Here is a 23,098-nt window from a genome sequence, read left to right as displayed (position 1 = left end):
TTTCAACACAAAACAAAAAATCAAACAGTTATTGTTGTCCTAGTCTCTTTAAAACAAAAGCGCAGGATTTAGTTTAGCATCTAAATAGTTAAGGCTATTGAATATTTTTTTCAAAACCACTTAATTATTGCTAATTCAACAGAACGTAAACTATTACAAAATGGCAGTAGAAGTAAAAGAATTACTTGAAGCAGGTGTACACTTTGGTCACCTTACACGTAAGTGGGATCCTAACATGGCGCCTTACGTATATATGGAGCGTAACGGTATCCATATTATAAATTTATATAAAACAGCAGCTAAAATTGAAGAAGCTGGAGAAGCATTAGCAAAAATTGCAGCTTCAGGTCGTAAAATTTTATTTGTTGCAACAAAAAAGCAAGCAAAAGATATCGTAGCTGAAAAAGCAGGTAGCATTAACATGCCTTTCATTACTGAAAGATGGCCTGGTGGAATGTTAACAAACTTTGTTACAATCCGTAAAGCAATCAAAAAGATGGCTACTATTGATAGAATGAAAAAAGATGGTACGTTTTTAACGTTATCTAAAAAAGAACGTTTACAAGTTGACCGTTTAAGAGCTAAGTTAGAAAAAAACTTAGGTTCTATCGTTGACATGACACGTTTACCAGGAGCTTTATTTGTTGTTGACATTAAGCGTGAACATATTGCAATTAAAGAAGCTCAAAAATTAAACATTCCAATTTTTGCAATGGTAGATACTAACTCTGATCCACGTCAAGTAGATTATGTTATACCAGCAAATGACGATGCTTCTAAATCAATTGATAAAATCTTAACGCACGTTACCGATGCTATTACAGCTGGATTAAACGAGCGTAAAGCTGAAAAAGCAGACAAAGATGCAGCTAAAGTAGATAAAAAAGCAGCACCTAAAAAAGCTAAAGCAGCTAAAGACGAAGAAGAATAAAATAACAATTTCAAAACACAAATAAGTCGTTTAATTCTTTTCTTTGTTGAAAACTAATTAAACGACTTTTTTTAAATTATACTTATTATGAGCGAAGTAAAAATTTCAGCAGCACAAGTAAACGAACTAAGAAAAGCTACAGGAGCCGGAATGATGGACTGTAAAAAAGCATTAGTTGAAGCAGGTGGTGATTTTGACAAAGCAATTGACGTTTTACGTAAAAAAGGTCAAAAAGTAGCAGAAAAAAGAGCTGACAGAGATTCTTCTGAAGGTGCTGCAGCAATCAAAATTAACGATGACAACACTGTTGGTGTTGCAATCGTATTAGGTTGTGAAACTGATTTTGTTGGTAAAAACGAATCATTTTTAGCATTAGCTGCACAATTTGCAGATATCGCAATCAACTTTGATACTAAAGAAGATTTCTTAGCTGCAGACTTTGGTGGTATGACAGTTACTGAAAAATTAGTAGAACAAACAGGAGTTGTTGGAGAGAAATTAGAAATTACTGCATTTGAAAAATTAGAAGCTCCTTACGTAGGTTCTTATGTTCATATCAATAAAATTGGTGCATTAGTTGGTTTATCTGAAGCAAACGAAACGGTTGGTAAAGATGTAGCAATGCAAGTTGCTTCAATGGGAGCGTCTTCATTATCTTACAAAGATTTTGATCCTGCATTTGTAGCATCAGAAACTGAAGCTAGAATTGCTGTTATCGAAAAAGATAACATCGAGTTAGGTCGTTTAGGTAAAACACTTAAAAATGTACCTCAATACATCTCAATGTCTCAATTAACTCCAGAAGTTATGGCTAAAGCAGAAGAAGATGCTAAAGCAGAATTAAAAGCTGAAGGAAAACCAGAACAAATCTGGGACAAAATTTTACCAGGTAAAATGGATCGTTTTGTATCTGACAATACTACTTTAGATCAAGAACAATGTTTATTAGATCAAAGATTTATTAAAGATGAAAAAATGACTGTAGCAGATTACGTAGCATCTCAAAACGTATCTGTAACAGCTTTCAAACGTGTATCTTTAGGATAGAAAACTATTTTTATTTCCGCGTAAGCGAAAATTTAAAATAATTACACATATTTAAAACCACTACTCTATTTTAGAGTTAGTGGTTTTTTTTGTTTAAATGGTAGTTTAAATTCTTTTAAATGAAAAATATATTATTCACATTAATATTCGCAATTTCTTTACTATCATGCAAAGCACAACAACCTATAATAAGCATTGAAGATGCAACAGCCGAAGAAATAGAAAACGCCTATTATAAAGACACTAATAATATACTTGATCCCTTTGTTGGTACTTGGGTACTAAATGACGGTATAACCTATCTAAAAATTATATTTCAAAAAAAATCATGGTAAATACAGGAAATTATTTTGAAGACCTTTTAATAGGCGAATTTCAATATAAAGAAAATAATATAGAGCTAGTAAACACCTTACCCAACCTTACAGACTCAACAATAACTAATGTTTTTGAATATAGTATAAATGGCAATTACTATATGTTAAATACATCACCTTTTGAAGACTATACAACTGAGACCTTTAGAATGAACTTAAGTATGAGCGAACCAAATGGATGCTTTAGTGAATTAGATGTAAGAGTAGCTACGGTAAACGGTCAACAAGCTATTCAAATATTTAAGCGAGGCTTTCTTATAACTTTAGAACCAGGTGAGCCAGCATCACCAGAACCTATCATACCAGCAGGTTTTTACTTTTTGATAAAAGAATAAGATTTAATATTATTAAAACACAAAACCACTACTCTAATTTTAGAGCTAGTGGTTTTTTTTATAAAAACACTTAAACGAGGTAAAAAAGCTAACATTTGTGTAATAATAGCAATTTCAGAAATAAAAAAATTATGTAGCTTTGCTAAACTTTCAGAACGACTTATGAAACTTCCATAAAAAACGCTCTAACGCAAGAGAATGATTAAATGGAAGCAACATATGACCCATGAAAAACAATAAATAAACACATGAAATACAAACGCATACTCCTAAAATTATCTGGTGAAGCCCTAATGGGAAACCGTCAATATGGTATTGATCCAGAACGATTATCAGAATACGCAGAAGAAATTAAAGCAGTTACAGAAAAAGGTGTAGAAGTTGCTATAGTTATTGGTGGTGGTAACATTTTTAGAGGTGTTGCAGGTGCCATGAATGGTATGGATCGTGTACAAGGAGATCATATGGGTATGTTAGCAACTGTTATTAATGGTTTAGCATTACAACAAGCATTAGAAGACGCTGGTATAAAAACTAGACTTCAAACAGCTATCAAAATAAACGAAGTTGCAGAGCCTTTTATTAGAAGAAAAGCAATGAGTCATCTTAATAAAGGTCGCGTTGTTATTTTTGGAGGTGGAACAGGTAATCCTTACTTTACAACAGACTCTGCAGCTGTATTAAGAGCTATCGAGATTGAAGCTGACGTAATCCTAAAAGGGACGCGTGTAGATGGTATATACAATACAGACCCAGAAAAGGATAGTACAGCAATAAAGTTTGACCATATTACTTTTGACGATGTATTACGCAAAGGTCTTAAAGTTATGGATACTACAGCTTTTACTTTAAGCCAAGAAAATGATTTACCAATTATAGTATTTGATATGAATACAAAAGGTAATTTAATGAAGGTAGTTTCTGGAGAAAACATAGGAACACAAGTAAGTTTATAAAATAGATTATTATATTACGTTTAAAATTGGCTCGCTTTTTGAAAGTCATTCAGTATTAAATTATTACAAGCATGAACGAAGACATTACATTTATAGTAGATAGCACAAAGGAAGCAATGGATAAAGCCATTAAGCATCTAGAAAAACAATTTGTAAACATTAGAGCTGGAAAAGCTAGTCCTGCAATGTTAGGAAGCGTAATGGTAGACTATTATGGCTCACAAACTCCGTTAAGTCAAGTTGCCAATGTTAACACTCCAGATGGTCGTACAATAACAGTACAACCTTGGGAGAAAAACATGCTACAAGCAATTGAAAAGGCTATCATGATCGCTAATCTTGGTTTTAACCCAATGAATAATGGTGATTTAATAATAATAAGTGTTCCACCTTTAACAGAAGAGCGTAGACGTGATTTAGCAAAACAAGCTAAGGCTGAAGCTGAAGATGCTAAAGTAGGTGTTAGAAGCGCACGTAAGGATGCTAATAACGACATTAAGAAGACTGAAGATGCGTCTGAAGACCTTCAAAAAAATGCGGAAGCTGACGTACAAGCCTTGACTGACAAATACGTTAAAAAAATTGATGACATACTAGCTGCTAAAGAAGCAGAGATTATGACTGTATAAATCTTAAAAGCGACTTAAAAGTCGCTTTTTTTATAACTTTTATCAAAATATACCGTTAAGAGGTTTTAATAAAATATAGTTATGAAGTTTTTAAAATCACTTTGTGTATGTTTGTTTTTATGTGTTAGTATCCTGCAAGCACAAGAGTATGCCTTTATACCAAAAGAGCAACATCGACTAACAGATGAAGAAGTTAAAACAATGGAGTTAGTCATAACACCTGATGTTTTACTTTTTAACGAGAGAGGCAAGTTATTACCCATGTCACAGGTGCAACTAATGACCAACTCAGACTACAAACCGTTATTTTTTGTTGACAACGACAATAAACTAAAGTCAATAGTATTTAAAAGACTAAAAGCAATAAACAATACTATCGCTAAAAATCCTGAAGCTAACTTTACTAAAGGCGAAAAAGCCTATGATTTTATAGCTACAGATTTAGATGGCAACACCTTTAAATTATCAGATTTAAAAGGACAAGTTGTAATATTAAATTTTTGGTTTACAAATTGTGGTCCTTGTATCCAAGAAATGCCAGAATTAAATAAATTAGCAGACAATTTTAAATCTAAAAAAGTAAAATTTTTGGCAATTACTTTTAATCAAAAAGACAATATCGAGCAGTTTTTAAAAACCCAAGACTTTAAATTTACTATTTTACCAAATGCCAATAACATAATATCTTTATATGGTGTAGGCACCTTCCCGACCACTATTGTAATTAATAAAAAGGGTGAAATTGTAACCAAAGAAGTTGGTTACAGAACTAATATAAAATCTGTACTTACTAAAGCTATTAATGCAGCACTTTAAAACAAAAAAACAAAAGTATTGGTTAGTAATGTTGTGCTTAATTTGCATGACGTTTTCTTGGGCACAAACACCTGAGAAAAACCTAAAAGTTAGTGACACTACCAAATCTAGTGAACTTTTAAAACAAATAGGAAATGGTTTTTTCCCTACCAAAGTATGGAATTTTGACCTAAGGTATCTTATTAAATTTAATCAATACGAAGGATTTAGAACAGGTTTAGGCGGAATTACTAATGATTCGTTTTCTGAAAAATATAGAATAGATTCTTATTTAGTTTATGGATTTAGAGACGATAGTTTTAAATATAAAATTGGTGGTGGTTTTAGAGTAAACGAAAAATCAAAAACCTGGATAAACATTTCTTACATTGATGATTTAAAAGAAACTGGTAGTTCTGACTTTTTAACAGACAGTAGATCTTTTTCATTTTTTGAACCTAGATTGTTAAACATAGATTTATTTCATAAACACATTACATCTGCAATATCTTTAGAACACGAAATTACCGCAAAACTATACTCAAAATCTGAAATAGCAATAAGTAACATAAGACCTACTTACACTTATAGCTATGACTTAGAAGGCAATAATTTTAGCGGATTTGAAACCACTACAGCAAAAGTCGCGTTACAATGGAATCCATTTAACACCACACAACAATCTGACGATGGAGCAGAGAAAACTATTGAAGGCTACCCAAAATTTACACTGCAATACACAAAAAGTTTTAAAGATGTTTTGAATGCTGATTTCAACTTTTCAAAACTAGACTTTAAAACCATTCATAAAATTAAGCACAGCAAAAACTCCTATACTATAGGAACTTTATCTGCAGGAATAGCACATGGTGACGCACCTTTAACTCACCTTTACCATGCTTACCCAAATAATATAACCAAAGAAACTATTTTACAACGTTTTTCAGTCGCTGGAATTAACAGTTTTGAAACCATGTATTTTAATGAGTTTTTCTCAGATCGTTTTACAACAGTAGTCTTAAAACATTATGTCAAACCATTTGCAATTGCTAAGCGTTTTAATCCACAATTAGTTTTAATTACTCGTTATGCTATTGGTAACATGAATAATATTAACAGACACAAAGAAGTTACGTTTGGGACTCTGGAACATGGCTATACTGAAAGTGGTTTTGAGATTAATAAACTGCTATTTGGTTTTGGATTAAGTGCAACTTATAGATATGGAGCCTACCACTTACCTAACCAAGAAGATAATATTGCAGTAAAATTCACTTTTAATATTGCATTATAAACCAAATTTAGCTTAGTAAATACAATGGTTTTACATACCTTTGCTCCGTTTTTTAAAGCATTATGTTAAAACTATTTTCAGCAAATTTTTGGGACGTTGTAGCAAGACTAATATTGCGCAACAAAATAGCTATTCTATTAGGTGTTGTACTTGTTACTATTTTTTTTAGTACACAATGGAAGTACATGCGCTTTACTTACACTGAAGCTAATTTATTGCCTGATGACCATGAGGTCAATATTACTTACAACGATTTTTTAAAAGTTTTTGGAGAAGAAGGTAACTTAATTGTCCTTGGTGTTAAAGACACAACCCTGTTTACTGTAGAAAAATTAAATGCTTGGAATGCACTTTCTGATAGTTTTAGGGAAGCTCCAGAGGTAGAAACTGTAGTTTCCATAAAAGATCTTCAAAAATTAGTTAAAGATCAAGAAAACGAAAAATTTGCATTAGAGCCTTTTATTAAGGACTCAGTAGCTTCAATAGAACAAATTGAAAAACTGCAAGACCAACTTTTTAATCAATATCCTTTTTACGATAATTTTTTATTCAACAAAAAAACTAAAACGGTACGTACTGCTATCTATTTAAAAAAAGATATAGTTAATACACCTGCTAGAAAGGATTTTGTGATGGAAAATTTAGTTGAAAAAGTTAAGGCTTTTGAGACTAGTCAGGGAATGAATGTTCGTATTTCTGGAATGCCATACATTCGCACACTTAATGCTCAAAATATTGTTGATGAGATTAACTTATTTGTACTTGCTGCATTATTAGTAACCTCTTTAATATTCTTTTTATTTTTCAGATCGTTTAGAGCCACCTTTATTTCACTTATCGTAGTCTGTATAGGTGTTATGTGGACACTTGGGATTTTAGGACTGTTGGGTTATGAAATCACTGTATTAACAGCCTTAATACCACCTTTAATTATTGTTATTGGTATTCCTAATTGTATTTTCTTAATTAACAAATACCAACATGAGGTTAAATCTCATGGTAACAAAGTTAAAAGTTTACAACGTGTTATTACTAAAGTTGGTAATGCAACACTAATGACCAACGTGACAACAGCATCTGGTTTTGCAACCTTTATTTTAACAGAAAGCACTCTATTAAAAGAGTTTGGTGTTGTCGCATCACTAAGCATCCTTGCTATTTTTATACTTTGTCTGTTAATAATACCAATTATTTACACCTTTTTACCTTACCCTAAAGAGCGTCATTTAGAACATTTAAACAAAAAATGGATAGGTGGTTTTGTGGATTGGATGGAAAAAATGGTTAGAGAAAAACGCATTACTATTTACATTACCTCTATCGTATTATTAGTGGTTTGCTTAATAGGAATTTTTCAAATTAAAATATCTGGAAGCCTAATTGAAGACATGCCTAAAAAGGCAGAGTTTTTTCAAGATATTCGCTTTTTTGAAGAAGAGTTTGATGGTATTATGCCATTAGAAATCATGATTGACACCAAACGCAAACAAGGTGTCATGAAGTTAGCGACCTTAAAACGTATGAATAAAATTGAGGAGTTTATTAATGAAACACCTGAATTTTCTAAACCAATCTCTGTAGTAGGCTTAGTTAAATACTCTAAACAAGCGTATTATAATGGTAATCCAAAATATTACCAGTTACCAACTAGTCAAGAAAACAGTTTTATATTATCGTACGCAAAAAACTCTACGTCAAATGTAGACTTACTTAAAAACTTTGTAGATAGTACAGGTCAATATGCTAGAATAACAACCTTTATGAAGGATATTGGAACCGATAAAATGGAACGTATCCAAGAAAATCTTCAAGATAAAATAGATAATGTTTTTCCGGAAGAACGCTATAATGTTACCATGACTGGTAAAGCATTAGTGTTTCAAAAGGGAACAAAATATTTGGTTAAAAATTTAGCGATTTCATTATCATTAGCTGTGATATTAATATCACTGTTTATGGCTTATATGTTCCGTTCGTTTAGGATGATAATCGTTTCATTAATTCCAAATCTTTTACCATTAGTTGTTACTGCTGGATTAATGGGATATTTAGGCGTACCAATTAAACCATCTACAATACTTGTATTTAGTATTGCTTTTGGTATATCTGTGGATGACACGATACACTTTTTAGCAAAATACAGACAAGAGTTACAAGCCAATAATTGGAAAATTAAAAAGTCGGTTTATGCTGCTTTAAGAGAAACAGGTGTAAGTATGTTTTACACATCAATAGTACTGTTTTTCGGGTTTTCGGTATTTATAATCTCTAGCTTTGGTGGTACAGTTGCTTTAGGTGCATTAGTATCTGTAACGCTTTTATTTGCTATGTTATCAAACTTATTACTATTACCATCTTTATTATTATCTCTTGAAAGAAGCATTGCCAATAAAGAGGTCCTAAAAGAACCAACAATAAATATCATACCTTCTGAAGATGATGATGACGAAAAATCATTTATTTCAGAAGAAAAATAATATAAAAAGTATATTTTTAATCAAATTTTTTTAAAAATGAATTCATATACAGTCGCTACATTACTTAAAGAGACCAAATTACAAGAAGTACATATAAAAGGTTGGGTACGTACCTTTAGAGCCAATAGATTTGTGGCTTTAAATGATGGATCAACACTACAAAACATACAATGTGTTGTAGATTTTGAAAAAACTGACGAAGCCTTATTAAAACGAATTACAACAGGTGCTGCTGTAGCAATTACAGGAGATTTAGTGGAGAGTCAAGGAAAAGGACAAAACGTTGAAATAACAGTTACTAAAATTGAAATTTTAGGAGATTCTGATCCAGAAACATATCCAATTCAACCTAAAAAACACAGCTTTGAGTTTTTAAGAGAAAACGCGCATTTACGTACACGTACTAATACATTTAGTGCTGTAATGCGTTTACGTTCGGCTTTATCTTTTGCTGTACACAAGTATTTTAACGACAATGGTTTTTACTACATGCACACACCAATCATAACAGGTAGTGATGCAGAAGGAGCTGGAGAAATGTTTCGTGTAAGCACTTTAGATCAAAAAAATCCACCTTTAACAGAAGATGGAGCAATAGATCACTCAAAAAACTTTTTTGGTAAAGACACAAACCTAACTGTTTCGGGACAATTAGAAGCCGAAACCTATGCGATGTCTTTAGGTAAAGTATACACTTTTGGACCAACGTTTAGAGCAGAAAACTCTAACACTTCTCGTCACCTTGCCGAGTTCTGGATGATTGAGCCTGAAGTTGCTTTTATGGATTTAGCTGGTAACATGGATTTAGCAGAGGACTTTATGAAATCTGTTATTAGTTATGTTTTAGAACATAATAAAGAAGATTTAGAATTTTTAGACCAACGTCTATTAGATGAAGAAAAAGTAAAACCACAAGCTGAAAGAAGTGATTTAAGTTTAATTGAAAAATTAAAATTTGTTACAGAAAACAACTTTAAACGTGTTAGCTATACTGAAGCTATAGATATTTTAAGAAATTCTAAACCTAACAAGAAAAAGAAATTTAACTATATCATTGAAGAATGGGGAGCAGATTTACAATCAGAACACGAACGTTTTCTTGTAGAAAAGCACTTTAAATGTCCAGTAATATTATTTGATTATCCTGCAAACATTAAAGCATTTTACATGCGTTTAAATGAAGACGGAAAAACAGTACGTGCTATGGATATTTTATTTCCTGGTATTGGAGAAATCGTTGGTGGATCACAACGTGAAGAGCGTTTAGAAGTTCTTAAAGAAAAAATGGCTGTTTTAGATATTCCAGAAGAAGAGTTATGGTGGTACCTAGACTTACGCAAGTATGGTACAGCTGTGCATTCTGGTTTTGGTTTAGGTTTCGAGCGTTTAGTAATGTTTGCAACAGGTATGACAAATATTAGAGACGTAATTCCTTTCCCAAGAACACCACAAAATGCAGAGTTTTAATAGCATAAATGACTATAGTGTAACACTAAAGTAATTTTATACTTAAAATATATCTTAAAACAATCTACTAAAATCAATAATGTAGATTGTTTTTTTTATTTTTATCATTATTCTAAAACAAATCATGCTTAAACAATATCTACAGTTTAAATTATCGCAAAAGTTGTCTCCGCAACAAATTCAATTAATGAAATTGATACAATTGCCTACGCAAGCATTTGAGCAACGATTAAAGCAAGAGTTGGAAGAAAACCCTGCTTTGGAAGGTGGTAAAGAAGACAATTCAGACGATTTAGATGATGATTTTGACAACTCTCAAGACGATTATAATGATAATGAAACCATTGATACTGGTGACATCAACGTTGATGATTATTTAAGTGATGACGAGATACCAGATTATAGAACAAGTGTCAATAATTACAGTGCAGATGATGACGAAAAAAGTGTGCCATATGCAGCAGGAACATCGTTTACACAACATTTAATCAATCAATTAAACACGTATAGACTATCAGATGACGAAAGAGATATTGCCGAATTTTTAGTTGGTAGTGTTGATGAAAGTGGTTACATACGCAGAGAATTAAGCGATATCGTTGATGATTTAGCTTTTACACAAAGCGTCTACACAGAGGAAGATAAAGTAAAAAAAGTACTTAGGATTGTTCATCAATTGGATCCAGCTGGTGTTGGTGCCAGAAACCTTCAAGAGTGTTTAAGCATACAATTACACCGCAAAGAAAAACAGCCTGACATAGTATTAGCAGCAGATATTATAGATAACGCTTTTGATCAATTTACAAAAAAGCATTATAAAAAATTAATGCAAAAATTTGATATTACAGAGTTACAACTTAAAGATGCCATTCATGAAATTGAACGCTTAAATCCAAAGCCAGGAGGATCCTATGCTGGAAACAACAGAATTGTAGAACACGTCGTACCAGACTTTGCAATTAAAATTGTTGATGGCGAGTTAGAGCTTACTTTAAATGGTCGTAATGCGCCAGAATTACATGTTTCTAGAGAATATAGTAACATGATGAAAGGTTATAAAGAAAGTAAAGATAAAAGTAAGTCGCAAAAGGATGCTGTTATGTTTATAAAACAAAAACTAGATGCAGCCAAGTGGTTTATAGATGCCATCAAACAACGTCAACAAACTTTATTTGTAACAATGAGTAGCATCATGCATTACCAAAAAGAATATTTTTTAACTGGTGATGAGCGCAATCTAAAACCAATGATTTTAAAAGATATTGCTGACGAGATTGAGATGGATGTCTCAACAGTATCACGTGTGGCTAATAGCAAATACGTAGATACACCTTACGGAACTAAATTGATAAAAGAATTTTTCTCTGAATCTATGACTAACGATCAAGGAGAAGAAGTATCCACTAGAGAGATTAAAAAAATATTAGAAACTGTTATTGAAGAAGAAAGCAAAAAGAAACCTATGACAGATGAGGCATTGGCTAAAATCTTAAAAGAAAAAGGCTATCCTATTGCACGTCGTACTGTTGCTAAATATAGAGAGCAACTAGATATTCCTGTTGCTCGATTGCGTAAAAAAATATAATTACGTAAATCTAACAAGTAAAACTTAGACCTACACTGCTATTAATATACACTGTTTTTTACAGAAATTAAAACGTATTACTTCATGAAATGGCTAATCAAAAGTTTGTCATTTATATTTCATCCTGTAATAATGCCATTATTGGCAGTACATTTCTATTTTAAAAAATCACCAAGATTTATTCCCGAAGAAATTGTTCATGCCAAGTTAATTTCGCTTTCTATACTATCTATAGCATTACCCATATTAGTATATTTTTTATTAAAAACTTTAGGTAAGACTGAAACAATATATTTAAAGACAACCAAAGAGCGTGTCTATCCTTTACTAATTAACTGCCTTATAATTGGTTTGCTAATATTACGTGTATTTCCATTAGATCAAATACCAGAGTTATACTTCTTTTTTGTGGGAATATTAATTTCTAATATCACTTGTTTACTTTTCGCTCTAGCAAAATTTAAGGCCAGTATACATTTAATTGCAACAGGAGGCGTTTTTATGTTTTTTACAGCATTTGCTATTCACTTTAGTGTAAATATAAATGGCTCGTTAGCATTAATGGCAATAATAACTGGAGCTGTAGCATCTTCTAGATTATCCCTAAAAGCACATACACCAAGAGAGTTAATAATAGGTTTATTTATTGGTATTACACCTCAATTAATATTATTACAATATTGGTTATAAGATGTAAAACATTAGACCTACTTTAATAGCAGTCATATCTATAGGTTTTGCATTAACAGTTGCAGTATCAAAAATATCGTTTAGACCATAGTATAGATAAAAATTCCAGGTATTATATCCTGCACAAAAGGTTAATCCATATTGCAACGTATTAAATACATCTGTATTTTTTAAGTTAATATTGTCTGGACTTCCTTCAAACTTAGTATTATTAGCTAAAACATAGCCAAATTTTACTCCTGTATAAATCCTCCAAAAACTATATTGAGTTGCTGTAGACGTCCTCCATCTATATTGTAAGGGCATTTCAATAACGTAAGTATTAAATTTATTTTTAGTGTAATCTGTATCATCATTTAACACATTAAAACCTAGTGTTTTGCTATCTTGGGATATTAGCAAATTTTGATTATATGAATTAACAGACAATCCTAACCCTAAACCAATAGCCTTGTTACGTCTTTTATTGATAGGCATATCCCTAATAAAACCAAAATGTACACCACTTGAAAAACCATTTTGAGATACACCACTTGGCTTTTTACTTAATAGGTTATAAGTTACACCTAAATAAAACTGATCTTCTCTGTAAAGTGAATCTATTACAGTATTTACTGAGGTAGACTCTTGAGCAACACTTACTGTACTAAACAAAGGGATAATAAATAAAAGCACTAAATATTTCATCTGATACATTTATTGAAATTAAACAGATATAATCACATCTATTAATCTAAGATAAAAGAAATTAATTATTATAAAAAACAAAAGGTGTTTTGAAAATCAAAACACCTTTTGCTATAAAATTAAGAGTAATACTTATTTAAGTCCACTACCTTTTTTAGTAGTGTAATTAATTTTTAATTGACCAGTTTTACGCAATGCTTGTTCAATATCAGATACTAAACCCATGTTAGTTTCTTTATCAACCTTTAAAGCAGCGATTAATTGTGGCACTTCAGCTTCACGCTTAGAAGCTCTTTCAGCAGCTATAAAAGGTGCAATGTCTTTAAGTTCAGCAAACTTATCGTTTAACTGGATCTTAGCTTCATCACCCATATTTTTATAACTATCACTAGGCTTTCCAGCGTAGATAAACATTATTAAGTTTTTTTGACCTAATTTTTCAGTCTCTGCAGCAGATGGTAAATTGTTTTTAATTTTCAAACTGTTGTCTCTCATTACGGTTGCTACCATAAAAAAGAATAATAGCATGAATACAATATCTGGTAAAGATGCTGTAGATATAGCTGGCAACTCTTTGCTGCCTCCTTTTTTAAATTTTGACATAGTTTAATAATTATTTAGGTTCTGCTTTCGAGATAATTCTAGGATATTTATTCTTAATATTATCAATCTTCTCTTTTAGCTTTTCACTTTTAAATTGAGGTGAATTAGAGTCATCATAACTAGCTTCCATTTCTTTAAAAGAACGGTTGTATAGTCTTTGTGCTAAACGCTCTCTTAACTCAGTGTAAGCGCTTACTAACTGATCATAAACCACGATAAATGTTTCATAATCTGTAGCTCTAGAATGTGTTATAGACACGATAGCTTTTGATGGATGGTCAGACGATGCTGGATCCTTTGCTCCGTTACAGTAATCACACTTAGTTCCCTCAGTTCCCTCTCCTGCTCCATTATCAATAAACTTGATAGCTGCAGCTTTAAGGTCTTTAATTTTCATTAATTCTTCTTCAACCAACATTTGGTTGTCTTTGTTCAATTCAACAGTAAAAATGTTTTTCTGTTTAATTTTAACTTCAGGTGGTGGAATATCTGGTGGTAGTTTAGAACTAATACCAGAGTCCACTTCTATAGTTGTAGTAACTAAGAAGAATATTAATAATAAGAAGGCAATGTCAGCCATAGAGCCTGCATTAACTTCTGGTGCTGATCTTTTTGCCATAATTATTTTATTAGTTTTTTAATACCTGAGAATAACATTGCTCCAGCAGCTGCTAAAATTAGTATATAAAAAGCTACTAATCCTGCTCCTACCATTTTAGATTCTCCTTCTGTAGCTACAATCCCATTATAGAAGTATTCTTTAACATCTCCACCAGATACTGCATAAGCAATAACCAATACTAATAAGAATGCTCCCAATCCTATTAATGTATTTTTAAGAGATTTTCCTCCTGTAAATAAATTTTTGAATACAAAAAACACTACAAAAGCTAATACTAATCCTAGAATGATATAAGCAACAATTGCCATAGGGTCTACTATTGAAGTATCTCCATCAAGAGCTGCAGCTTTAATCGCTTCATCTCCTTTAGCAATAATGTTAACTAATATACCAATTCCAGCCAAACTCAATACTAAAGCAACTATTTTTAAAATCTTGTGCATAATCTTTAATTTTTAAAGTTAGTAATTGAGTAAATTATTTCTTGTACTTAGATAACATATCCATTAAGTTAATAGAAGAGTCTTCCATATCGTTAACAATACTGTCTATCTTAGCGATAATGTAATTGTAAAAAATTTGTAATATAATTGCTACAATAAGACCAAATACAGTAGTTAATAAGGCAACTTTAATACCTCCTGCTACTAATGACGGTTGCATATCTCCTGCAGCTTCAATTTTATCAAATGCTTGAATCATACCAATTACAGTTCCCATGAACCCTAACATTGGTGCTAAAGCGATAAATAAAGAAATCCAAGAAACGTTTTTCTCCAATTGTCCCATTTGAACTCCACCATAAGCAACAACTGCTTTTTCAGCAGACTCTAAGTCTCCATCTGCTCTGTCTAAACCTTGGTAAAAGATAGAGGCAACAGGTCCTTTTGTGTTACGACAAACTTCTTTAGCAGCTTCTAATCCACCTGATTGAAGTGCATCTTCTACATCTTGTGTTAACTTTTTAGAGTTAGTTGTAGATAAATTTAAAAAGATAATTCTCTCAATAGCAATTGCTAATCCAAGAATTAAACATAATAATACAATCCCCATGAATCCTGGTCCACCTTCAATAAAACGTTTTTTAAGTTCTTGGTGGAACGTTAAGTTTTCGTCTGCAGTTGCAGCAGCAGCATCTGGTTCATCTTGTGTAAGTACTACAGTAGTTGCAGTCGTCATTGCTGCGTTAGTAGTTGCATTTGCAGTTCCGAATGCCATGATACACGCTATGGCTAGGATAGAAAATAATCTTTTCATTTTGTTGTTCTTAATTTTATTAGTTAAAGTGTTAAAGATATAAAAAAAATGTAATTAAAAATAAAAATTACAAAAAGAGATAAGTAAAATCATACAATTCTACTTTTCCTCCTCTATAATTTATCAAGACAGTTAAATATCTTGCAGAGAGGAAGGGATTCGAACCCTCGATACGCTATTAACGCATACACGCTTTCCAAGCGTGCGCCTTAAGCCACTCGGCCACCTCTCTGTAATTATTACTAATTACGGTGGGCAAATAACAAAAAAATATCCTAAGGTTAAAATTTTGAGGGTTAATTTTAAGACATTTCTCCACGTAAAGACGTTTCATATATGGTTTTGAATAAGTTAGGAGATATATTTTCTCCTAATAAATACATTAATTTACACAATGCTGCTTCTGTAGTGATATCTTTTCCTGAAATTAAACCTATTCGCTTTAACTTTTCACTAGTTTCATATTGTCCCATTAAGACACTTCCTCCGGAACATTGCGTTACATTTATAATTGGCACACCTTTATTTATGGTCTCCTTTAATAACTGTAAAAACCAATCTTTTGTTGTGCAGTTTCCTGCACCATAGGTTTCCAATATCACTCCTTTTAGTCCTTCGGTTTTAAAAATACTTTCTAAAAGGTTTCTTGAAATTCCTGGAAACAGTTTTACTAATGCAATATTTGAGTCTAAATCCTTATGTACCACTAGATTTTTTCTAGTGTTAGGTTTAAATAAATACTCGTTATTAACTTTTAGGTGCACACCACTTTCTGCCAAATCCGGATAATTTAGACTAGCAAAAGCCTCAAAGTGTTCTGCATTTATTTTGGTGGTACGATTGGCTCTGTACAATTTATATTCAAAATACAATCCTACTTCTTTAATTACAGGTTTATTATAATATTGTAAAGAAGCGATTTGAATGGATGTTATTAGATTTTCTTTTGCATCTGTGCGCAAATCTCCGATTGGCAATTGGGATCCTGTAAAAATAACTGGTTTTGCAAGATGCTCCAACATAAAGCTTAAGGCTGATGCAGTATAACTCATGGTGTCGCTACCATGTAGTACTACAAATCCATCAAAAAGCGGATAGTTTTGCTGGATAACCTCAGCTATTTGCACCCAATATTTAGGTTCCATATTACTGGAGTCTATTGGCTCTTCAAAAGAATAGGTTTCTATTGTACACTCTAGTAATTTTAACTCTGGAATACGGTCTAATAAGTTAGCAAAATCAAAAGCGCGTAATGCTCCTGTTTCTGGATCTTTTATCATACCAATGGTTCCACCTGTGTAAATAAGAAGTATGTTAGGAATAGTTTTAGTCATAAGTTTTTTTAGATACCGAAAACTGCTTTAGAGTTCTCTGTTGTAATTTGAGCAATTTTTTGTTCGGACACTTCATATATATCAGATAACTTTTCAATAACCTTTATTATGTAGCTACTTTCATTACGTTTACCTCTAAATGGTTTTGGAGCTAAATAAGGTGAATCTGTTTCTAATACAATATGTTTTAAATCTATTTGATTTAAAAACTGATCAATCTTTCCGTTTTTAAAAGTTGCTACGCCTCCAATACCTAGTTTCATGTTATAAGAAATGGCTTGATGTGCTTGCTGTAATGTCCCTGTAAAACAATGAAAGATCCCAAATAAATCGTCTGATTTTTCGTCTTCTAAAATTTCAAAAATCTCATCAAATGCTTCGCGACAATGGATAACAATGGGTAGTTTGTGTTGTTTTGCTAATGTGATTTGTTTTCTAAAAGCATCTTGCTGAATGGCTAAGGTGCTTTTATCCCAATATAAATCTATACCAATCTCTCCTACTGCGTAAAATTTATGTGTATCTAACATCTCAGACACATGCGCCAACTCTTGTAGATAATTATCTTTAACATGCGTTGGATGTAAACCCATCATCAAAAAGACATGTTCTGGATAGTCTTTTTCTAGTTGCAACATACTTGTTGTGTAGGTACTATCAATTGCTGGAATAAATAATCTAGAAACGCCAGCTTCCAAGGTACGTTGCATCATATCTGCCCTATCGTCGTCAAAAGCTTCGCTATATAAATGTGTATGTGTATCTGTAATTATCATATCGCAAAAATAAAAAAGTCATCATGGATATGATGACTTTTAGTTAAGTATTTTAAGACCTTATATTTAAGACTCTTTTTATTCTATTTTATTTAATAATTTATGTGCTTGATCATAGTCATCTGCATCTTCTGGTATTGTCTTTAATATCTTAATACATTCTGCTTCTTTTTGTTGTTTCAATTTACTTAAGGCTAAGTACCATTTTGCTTTATTGTTATAGGCAGAGCTTCCTTTTGAGATATCACCTAATATTGTTTCTGCTTTAGCAAAATTATCTAATTCTATATTTGTAATAGCGTAATAAAAATTGTACTCGACGTTATCAGGATAGTCTTGCAGTAATTCTTCCAAATACGCTTTAGCTTTTTTATAGTCTTTGTTATTAAATGCTTTTGTTGTTTTTATTAATAAACCCACATTCCCTTCTGTACTTCTTACTGCAAAATCTACAGTATCATGTGTATTAAAATCAGAGTAATTGGCTCCTCCAGAGAACTGATTGTACGCAAAAAAGCCCATTACTAATGCTATACTTGCTGCAATTGCTAGTTTATAAAAATTAAAAGTTTTTTTACGCTCTATTGGATTTTGTTTATCCTCTTGTTTGATAAAATACCTATGAGAAATAGTATCTAAATTGGCTTTAAAATCTGCAATTTGGTCTTTATTACCAATCTCATGTTCCAAATTAGCAGACAATTGTTTGTAAATTGTAAAGGCTTGCTTAAACTCTTGATCTGTATTTAACTTGTTTTCAAAATCTGAGGATTGTTGATCAGATAAGTCGCCAGCCAAATAGTTTTCAAAAAGGATATAATCTTGTTCTTCCATAGCATTAATAATTAAGTTGATTAAACGTTGGCGACTCTTTAACTAACTTGGTTAATTGTCCTATACATAAGGATTTTTTCTTTCTTGCGTAAGCATAACTTACATTAAGACTTAAGGCTACTTCTTCCATAGATTTTATTTTAAATGTAGCTTTTAGTAAATCCTTGCAGGCATCTCCTAATTTTTGAAACATCTGATTAAATAATATCTGTTTGTTTTCAAAAACAGAGGTTTCAAAAGATAACTGATAAGCGTCGTCATCTTTAGATAGCACTTCCTCATTTATTGTTACCTCTTTATTATCTCTTTTTTTCAAAACATTAAGCCATTTGCGTTTACATAATAAAAAAAGTAAGCATCAAAAGGACAGGTTAATTGTAAGTTTTTTTGACTGCCTTGATTATATATAGTTAGTATGGTGTCTTGGATAATGTCTTGAGCACTATCTGCATCACCACTGTTTTGTTTGATATAATTAATCACTTTAGGCGCAAACTTATCATATATAGCCTGAATAATAAAGGAGTTATTGTTTACCAATCCATCCACATACTTCTGGTCTTCGTGTATTTTTTTGACTCATAAACCCTTTGTTTCCAACGAATTTAAAAAAACTTAGCAAAACAAGGGTAACAAATTTTAAATGGTTTTGATATAAGGGTGTAACAGTCAAAATTAGACAGCACACACAAACTTAAAAAACAACAATTTAAAACTTAGAAATTATGAACGTACTACAAAACAATCCGGAACACGTTAGCAACATCAAAATTAACGTGAGTAAAAAAGCAATTTTAATTATAGCAACCGTAGTGTTAGGCTTTTTTAACCTAAATGCAACTAACCAAAATAAACCACTTAATAGTAATACATCCATTGAGCTTTTAAAAGATGAATTGATTACAGTTTACGACTGGACAGTTGTAACTACTAATGGCACATATTCTGGAACTGCTACAACATTATTTGAAGCCAAAAAGCGATCAAACTTAGTTGGGCAAAACGAAGTTGTTTTAGAAAGAAAAATTACCAATTATTATGTATTAAAAAGTGACCTGCTTAAAACAGAAAGTCGCCTATACTTTTGGGAAGTAAAAAGCCAAAAAGGATACGCTAAAGGTTATGCTACCTCAGAGGCATCTGCAAAACAAATGATACGTCTAGTAGCAGAAGGAGATATAATTTCTCATAAAATAATTGCTAGCGGAAATAAAAAAGAATACTAAATAGGGTAACAAAATAGACACACTATTTATATAACTATATAAACCTTTAAATTATAAAATCATGAAAAATTTAAAAACAATTTTTGGAACAGTATTAATGACCTTAACATTACTAACTAGTTGCGAGACTAAAGATGATGGAGACAATGACTTTGGCAATGCTATTGACATTGCAACAGCTCAGGAATTTAAAAATATTAAAGATATAGCATTAGCTAATCTAACTCAAAATTTCACCTTTAATGCAGATGATGGAAACATTACTTTAACCTCTGCCAATGGAGTACAAATTAATATTAACGGTAATTGTCTAACCTTAAATGGTAATCCAGTAACTGGACAAGTACAACTAGAATATGTAGAGTTATTTGAAAAAGGAAATATGCTTACTACAAACAAACCTACTATGGGAACATTACCTAATGGTGATAAAACCTTATTAATTTCTGGAGGAGAATTTTTTATTGAAGCCACACAAAATGGTAGCGCATTAGACACAACCTGTGGTTTGCAACTTATTATACCTGCTAGCTTAACAGGTGGAGCAGATCCATTAATGTCACTTTGGGAAGGCGAGATTGATGCAGAAGATAATTTAACTTGGGACGAGGTAGAAGATGCAACAGGTCAAGGTGGTGTTTTTGTAGAGGGTAGCGAGTATTATGGATTGTTACAAGGTTTTGGATGGTCTAATGTTGATCGTTTTTATAGCGACCCAAGACCAAAAACATTAATCCAGGTACAAGCTCCAATAGGTTACAACTTTACTAATAGTGCTGTATATTTATCTTATGATGGTGAAGATTCTGGACTTGCTGCTTTAGATACCTACGACGGAACATTAAATTTATTTAGCGAACATTATGGACAAATACCAATTGGTTTAGAGTGTCACGTTATTTTTGTAACAGAAGACAATGGTGTTTGGAGATATGCAATCAAACCAGTGACAATTGTAGCAAATGATATTATAACGTTTACTATGGATGACACAACAACAGGAACAGAAGCAACCTTAACAGCTTTAATAAATGGTTTACCATAAACCATTAGCCTACTTAAACTTAAAAGTCAGAAATTAATTTTTCTGACTTTTTTTATGTTTAAACATCTATTGTTATGTACCGTTGCTTTACTTAAAACCTCCACTCATAGATTGAAAAGCTAATATCAATATTATTATTACTAAATTTAATCTCTAAACCACACCACAAATGAAAACTATAATCGCTATTATTTTCACCCTTAGCCTAACCAACATCACTTTTAGTCAAGACACAGTAATAGATACGACTAGACGCACTGCAACCATAGATTACAAAATAGAAGGCAAACAAGTACAATTCTCTCCAAATGCACCACAACTAAATCAAATAGCTGGTGCACCTAAAGCGTTTTACACAAATTATTGGGAGTTTGGAGATGGTACTTACAGCAAAGAAAATAATCCTACTAAAGTTTACAAAAAATCAGGAGACTATGAGGTAAGACTTTGGACTACCAATAATTACGACACAGGCAAACCACCAACCACTAGACCAAAAAAAATAAGAGTTAACACTGCAGATGACACCTACCCAGAGCAAGCGTCAATGGAAGATGCAATAGATTTACAACGTAACAGAGAGCCCATTCCAGAAGAAGAAATAGTAGTAATTTACAAATACAAAAACACAAAAGACTACACTACAAACGGTAAAATCTATTTGTTTTATAACGAAGCAAAATATGGAGACGACAATTTTAAAATCACAGATACTAGAACGTATCATGGCGAGATTGCACAAGATAACGACAACCTAGTTTACACCTCTAAACCAGAAAACAAAACCTATTACGCTTCCGCGGAAATTCAAAGCTTGCGTAAAACATTTAACCCACAAGATTCTACTGAAAGACAAAATCTACCATTAACACTTGCCGAAGCTAAAGCCAACTATAAAAACTCAAGCCAATTAAGCTTTAGCAACATGCAACCAAATGAAGAGCGTAATATATTTTACACCCTAAAAACAACACCAGAAATGCTAAAGGATACAAGCGCGATAATTTCGGTTAGAGGTGTTTATATTCCAGATAACAATTATGACGACCATAATGTAAAAGACATGGAAATGGAAATTGTAACCTCTCATGATCCCAACAAAATGTCCTCAAACGCTACTTTTTTAAACTACAGATTAGTACGTTTCAAAAAACCTAAATTTAAAATTAGATTTCAAAATAATGGCGAAGGTCCTGCAACCACAATTAGACTAGAAACAGACATACCAGATATGTTTGACAAAACCACTATTGAAGTTTTGGACATGTACCCAAAAGTAAAAATTTGTCCTAAATACGAGGTCCAATATAGTTGCCTTGACACAAGCTATACACAAAAGCAAGCCATATTTACTTTTAAAAACATTTACTTACCAGGAAGCCAGCAAAAAAACGTAAAGGTTTATGACTCCACAAAAGGTTTTGTACAATACCGCATTAAGTTTGGTAAGGATTTTCATAAGCAAAAAACCAAATCACGTACTGCTATAATTTTTGACAAAAACGACCCAATAATAACTAACTATTCCACAACACGTTTTTTACCAGGTATATCTATTGGTGTAAAAGCTGGTTACAACCTATTCTCGGATTTAGATAATTCTAAAAGTTACTTTGTTGGCGCCACAGTATCACCTTACAAATCCTACAAATGGTATTGGCAAGCAGAGCTTTTAAACAGTTTTCATAGCTTTGATAGCGATAGATTGGTCACTCAAACCATTATTGGCGAACCTGGAATAGACGATAGGATACAGCGCACAACAACCACCAAATCCTACGACAACATAGATTGGGAAATCCCTGTATTAGCAAGATATAATGTTAATAATTACATTGGTCTTGGAGCAGGTTTACAAGGTGCACTATCCATTAGCCAAAAAAGTACAGAAAACATTTTAATAGAAGAATTTGAAAACACCAACATCCAACCGCCTTTTTTATTAGACACATCACAAACCTCTACCCAGAACACAGAGACATTTACAAACTTCAGAACCGGTTTTTTGGTAGAAGCAACTGCTGGATTTGCCAGAATTGGTCCAAGTATTGGTGCACGATATGTATTCAATTTTAAAACAAATTATAATTACATGCAGTTTTACGCAATCTGGAAATTTTAGATTGAATTA

23 protein-coding genes, 1 tRNA gene and 1 pseudogene are annotated in these 23,098 nt (G+C 32.0%); 14 read left to right on the top strand and 11 right to left on the bottom strand.

Annotation, left to right across the window (positions count from 1 at the left end; translation table 11 throughout):
- Positions 1–160 precede the first annotated feature (160 nt).
- From rpsB to AC0L3M_RS14015, 11 genes and pseudogenes are all read left to right on the top strand, one after another.
- Positions 161–931, top strand: coding sequence for a 30S ribosomal protein S2 (gene rpsB, locus AC0L3M_RS14065; RefSeq protein ID WP_292946791.1), 771 nt, complete (start codon positions 161–163; stop codon positions 929–931).
- Positions 932–1,018: 87 nt separating this feature from the next.
- Positions 1,019–1,978 carry a translation elongation factor Ts gene (gene tsf / locus AC0L3M_RS14060; RefSeq protein WP_099568045.1) on the top strand — a complete coding sequence of 320 codons (960 nt, stop codon included), beginning with the start codon at positions 1,019–1,021 and terminating at the stop codon, positions 1,976–1,978.
- 119 nt (positions 1,979–2,097) lie between these two features.
- A pseudogene (locus AC0L3M_RS14055) lies at positions 2,098–2,690 on the top strand (DUF6705 family protein).
- A 248-nt stretch (positions 2,691–2,938) separates the two neighbouring features.
- On the top strand, positions 2,939–3,646 hold the full coding sequence (pyrH, locus tag AC0L3M_RS14050; RefSeq protein WP_145006006.1) for a UMP kinase: 708 nt from the start codon (positions 2,939–2,941) through the stop codon (positions 3,644–3,646).
- A gap of 71 nt (positions 3,647–3,717) precedes the next feature.
- Positions 3,718–4,275 carry a ribosome recycling factor gene (gene frr / locus AC0L3M_RS14045; RefSeq protein WP_145006003.1) on the top strand — a complete coding sequence of 186 codons (558 nt, stop codon included), beginning with the start codon at positions 3,718–3,720 and terminating at the stop codon, positions 4,273–4,275.
- Positions 4,276–4,356: 81 nt separating this feature from the next.
- Positions 4,357–5,091 carry a peroxiredoxin family protein gene (locus tag AC0L3M_RS14040; RefSeq protein WP_473431172.1) on the top strand — a complete coding sequence of 245 codons (735 nt, stop codon included), beginning with the start codon at positions 4,357–4,359 and terminating at the stop codon, positions 5,089–5,091.
- A complete protein-coding gene (locus tag AC0L3M_RS14035; RefSeq protein ID WP_473431171.1) occupies positions 5,078–6,364 on the top strand; it encodes a DUF5686 family protein in 1,287 nt (428 codons plus the stop codon). The genes AC0L3M_RS14040 and AC0L3M_RS14035 overlap by 14 nt, the downstream gene beginning before the upstream one ends.
- A 62-nt stretch (positions 6,365–6,426) precedes the next feature.
- Positions 6,427–8,841 (top strand): efflux RND transporter permease subunit, encoded by a 2,415-nt coding sequence (locus AC0L3M_RS14030; RefSeq protein ID WP_473431170.1) that lies wholly within the window; start codon positions 6,427–6,429, stop codon positions 8,839–8,841.
- Positions 8,842–8,877: 36 nt separating this feature from the next.
- Positions 8,878–10,308 carry an asparagine--tRNA ligase gene (asnS, locus tag AC0L3M_RS14025; protein ID WP_339807989.1) on the top strand — a complete coding sequence of 477 codons (1,431 nt, stop codon included), beginning with the start codon at positions 8,878–8,880 and terminating at the stop codon, positions 10,306–10,308.
- A gap of 124 nt (positions 10,309–10,432) precedes the next feature.
- Positions 10,433–11,893, top strand: a complete 1,461-nt coding sequence (gene rpoN, locus AC0L3M_RS14020; protein WP_292946766.1) for an RNA polymerase factor sigma-54 — start codon at positions 10,433–10,435, stop codon at positions 11,891–11,893.
- Positions 11,894–11,977: 84 nt separating this feature from the next.
- Positions 11,978–12,583, top strand: a complete 606-nt coding sequence (locus tag AC0L3M_RS14015; RefSeq protein ID WP_342861571.1) for a hypothetical protein — start codon at positions 11,978–11,980, stop codon at positions 12,581–12,583.
- On the opposite strand, the gene AC0L3M_RS14010 is transcribed toward AC0L3M_RS14015, so the two are convergent.
- From AC0L3M_RS14010 to AC0L3M_RS13960, 11 genes are all read right to left on the bottom strand, one after another.
- Positions 12,578–13,270, bottom strand: a complete 693-nt coding sequence (locus AC0L3M_RS14010) for a porin family protein (RefSeq protein WP_473431169.1) — start codon at positions 13,268–13,270, stop codon at positions 12,578–12,580. The genes AC0L3M_RS14015 and AC0L3M_RS14010 overlap by 6 nt on opposite strands.
- 132 nt (positions 13,271–13,402) lie before the next feature.
- Positions 13,403–13,873: an ExbD/TolR family protein gene (locus tag AC0L3M_RS14005; RefSeq protein ID WP_292946756.1), complete on the bottom strand. Its 471-nt coding sequence runs from the start codon at positions 13,871–13,873 to the stop codon at positions 13,403–13,405.
- 10 nt (positions 13,874–13,883) lie between these two features.
- A complete protein-coding gene (locus AC0L3M_RS14000; RefSeq protein ID WP_028284233.1) occupies positions 13,884–14,492 on the bottom strand; it encodes an ExbD/TolR family protein in 609 nt (202 codons plus the stop codon).
- Between the two features lie 2 nt (positions 14,493–14,494).
- Positions 14,495–14,938 carry a hypothetical protein gene (locus tag AC0L3M_RS13995; protein ID WP_292946751.1) on the bottom strand — a complete coding sequence of 148 codons (444 nt, stop codon included), beginning with the start codon at positions 14,936–14,938 and terminating at the stop codon, positions 14,495–14,497.
- Between the two features lie 34 nt (positions 14,939–14,972).
- Positions 14,973–15,752, bottom strand: coding sequence for a MotA/TolQ/ExbB proton channel family protein (locus tag AC0L3M_RS13990; protein ID WP_028284231.1), 780 nt, complete (start codon positions 15,750–15,752; stop codon positions 14,973–14,975).
- A 144-nt stretch (positions 15,753–15,896) separates the two neighbouring features.
- Positions 15,897–15,984, bottom strand: a tRNA-Ser gene (locus tag AC0L3M_RS13985).
- A gap of 70 nt (positions 15,985–16,054) precedes the next feature.
- Positions 16,055–17,086, bottom strand: coding sequence for an asparaginase (locus AC0L3M_RS13980; protein WP_473431168.1), 1,032 nt, complete (start codon positions 17,084–17,086; stop codon positions 16,055–16,057).
- Positions 17,087–17,094: 8 nt separating this feature from the next.
- Positions 17,095–17,862: a TatD family hydrolase gene (locus AC0L3M_RS13975; protein WP_473431167.1), complete on the bottom strand. Its 768-nt coding sequence runs from the start codon at positions 17,860–17,862 to the stop codon at positions 17,095–17,097.
- A gap of 78 nt (positions 17,863–17,940) precedes the next feature.
- A complete protein-coding gene (locus AC0L3M_RS13970; protein WP_473431166.1) occupies positions 17,941–18,696 on the bottom strand; it encodes a tetratricopeptide repeat protein in 756 nt (251 codons plus the stop codon).
- A 4-nt stretch (positions 18,697–18,700) separates the two neighbouring features.
- The gene (locus tag AC0L3M_RS13965) at positions 18,701–19,012 is read right to left on the bottom strand and encodes a hypothetical protein (RefSeq protein WP_473431165.1); all 312 of its coding nucleotides are present in this window, start codon (positions 19,010–19,012) and stop codon (positions 18,701–18,703) included.
- Positions 19,009–19,236 (bottom strand): hypothetical protein, encoded by a 228-nt coding sequence (locus AC0L3M_RS13960; protein ID WP_473431164.1) that lies wholly within the window; start codon positions 19,234–19,236, stop codon positions 19,009–19,011. Before AC0L3M_RS13960 ends, AC0L3M_RS13965 begins: the two co-directional genes overlap by 4 nt.
- 185 nt (positions 19,237–19,421) lie before the next feature.
- Here AC0L3M_RS13960 and AC0L3M_RS13955 point away from each other — a divergent pair, with 185 nt between their 5' ends.
- From AC0L3M_RS13955 to AC0L3M_RS13945, 3 genes are all read left to right on the top strand, one after another.
- Positions 19,422–19,922 carry a hypothetical protein gene (locus tag AC0L3M_RS13955; RefSeq protein ID WP_473431163.1) on the top strand — a complete coding sequence of 167 codons (501 nt, stop codon included), beginning with the start codon at positions 19,422–19,424 and terminating at the stop codon, positions 19,920–19,922.
- A gap of 61 nt (positions 19,923–19,983) precedes the next feature.
- The gene (locus AC0L3M_RS13950; protein ID WP_473431162.1) at positions 19,984–20,967 is read left to right on the top strand and encodes a hypothetical protein; all 984 of its coding nucleotides are present in this window, start codon (positions 19,984–19,986) and stop codon (positions 20,965–20,967) included.
- Between the two features lie 169 nt (positions 20,968–21,136).
- Entirely contained in the window at positions 21,137–23,089 is a 1,953-nt protein-coding gene (locus tag AC0L3M_RS13945; protein WP_473431161.1) for a DUF7849 domain-containing protein, read from the top strand.
- Positions 23,090–23,098 lie beyond the last annotated feature (9 nt).

Source organism: Olleya sp. KJ81-1, from assembly GCF_055808135.1.
This window is presented reverse-complemented; position numbering and strand designations above follow the sequence as displayed.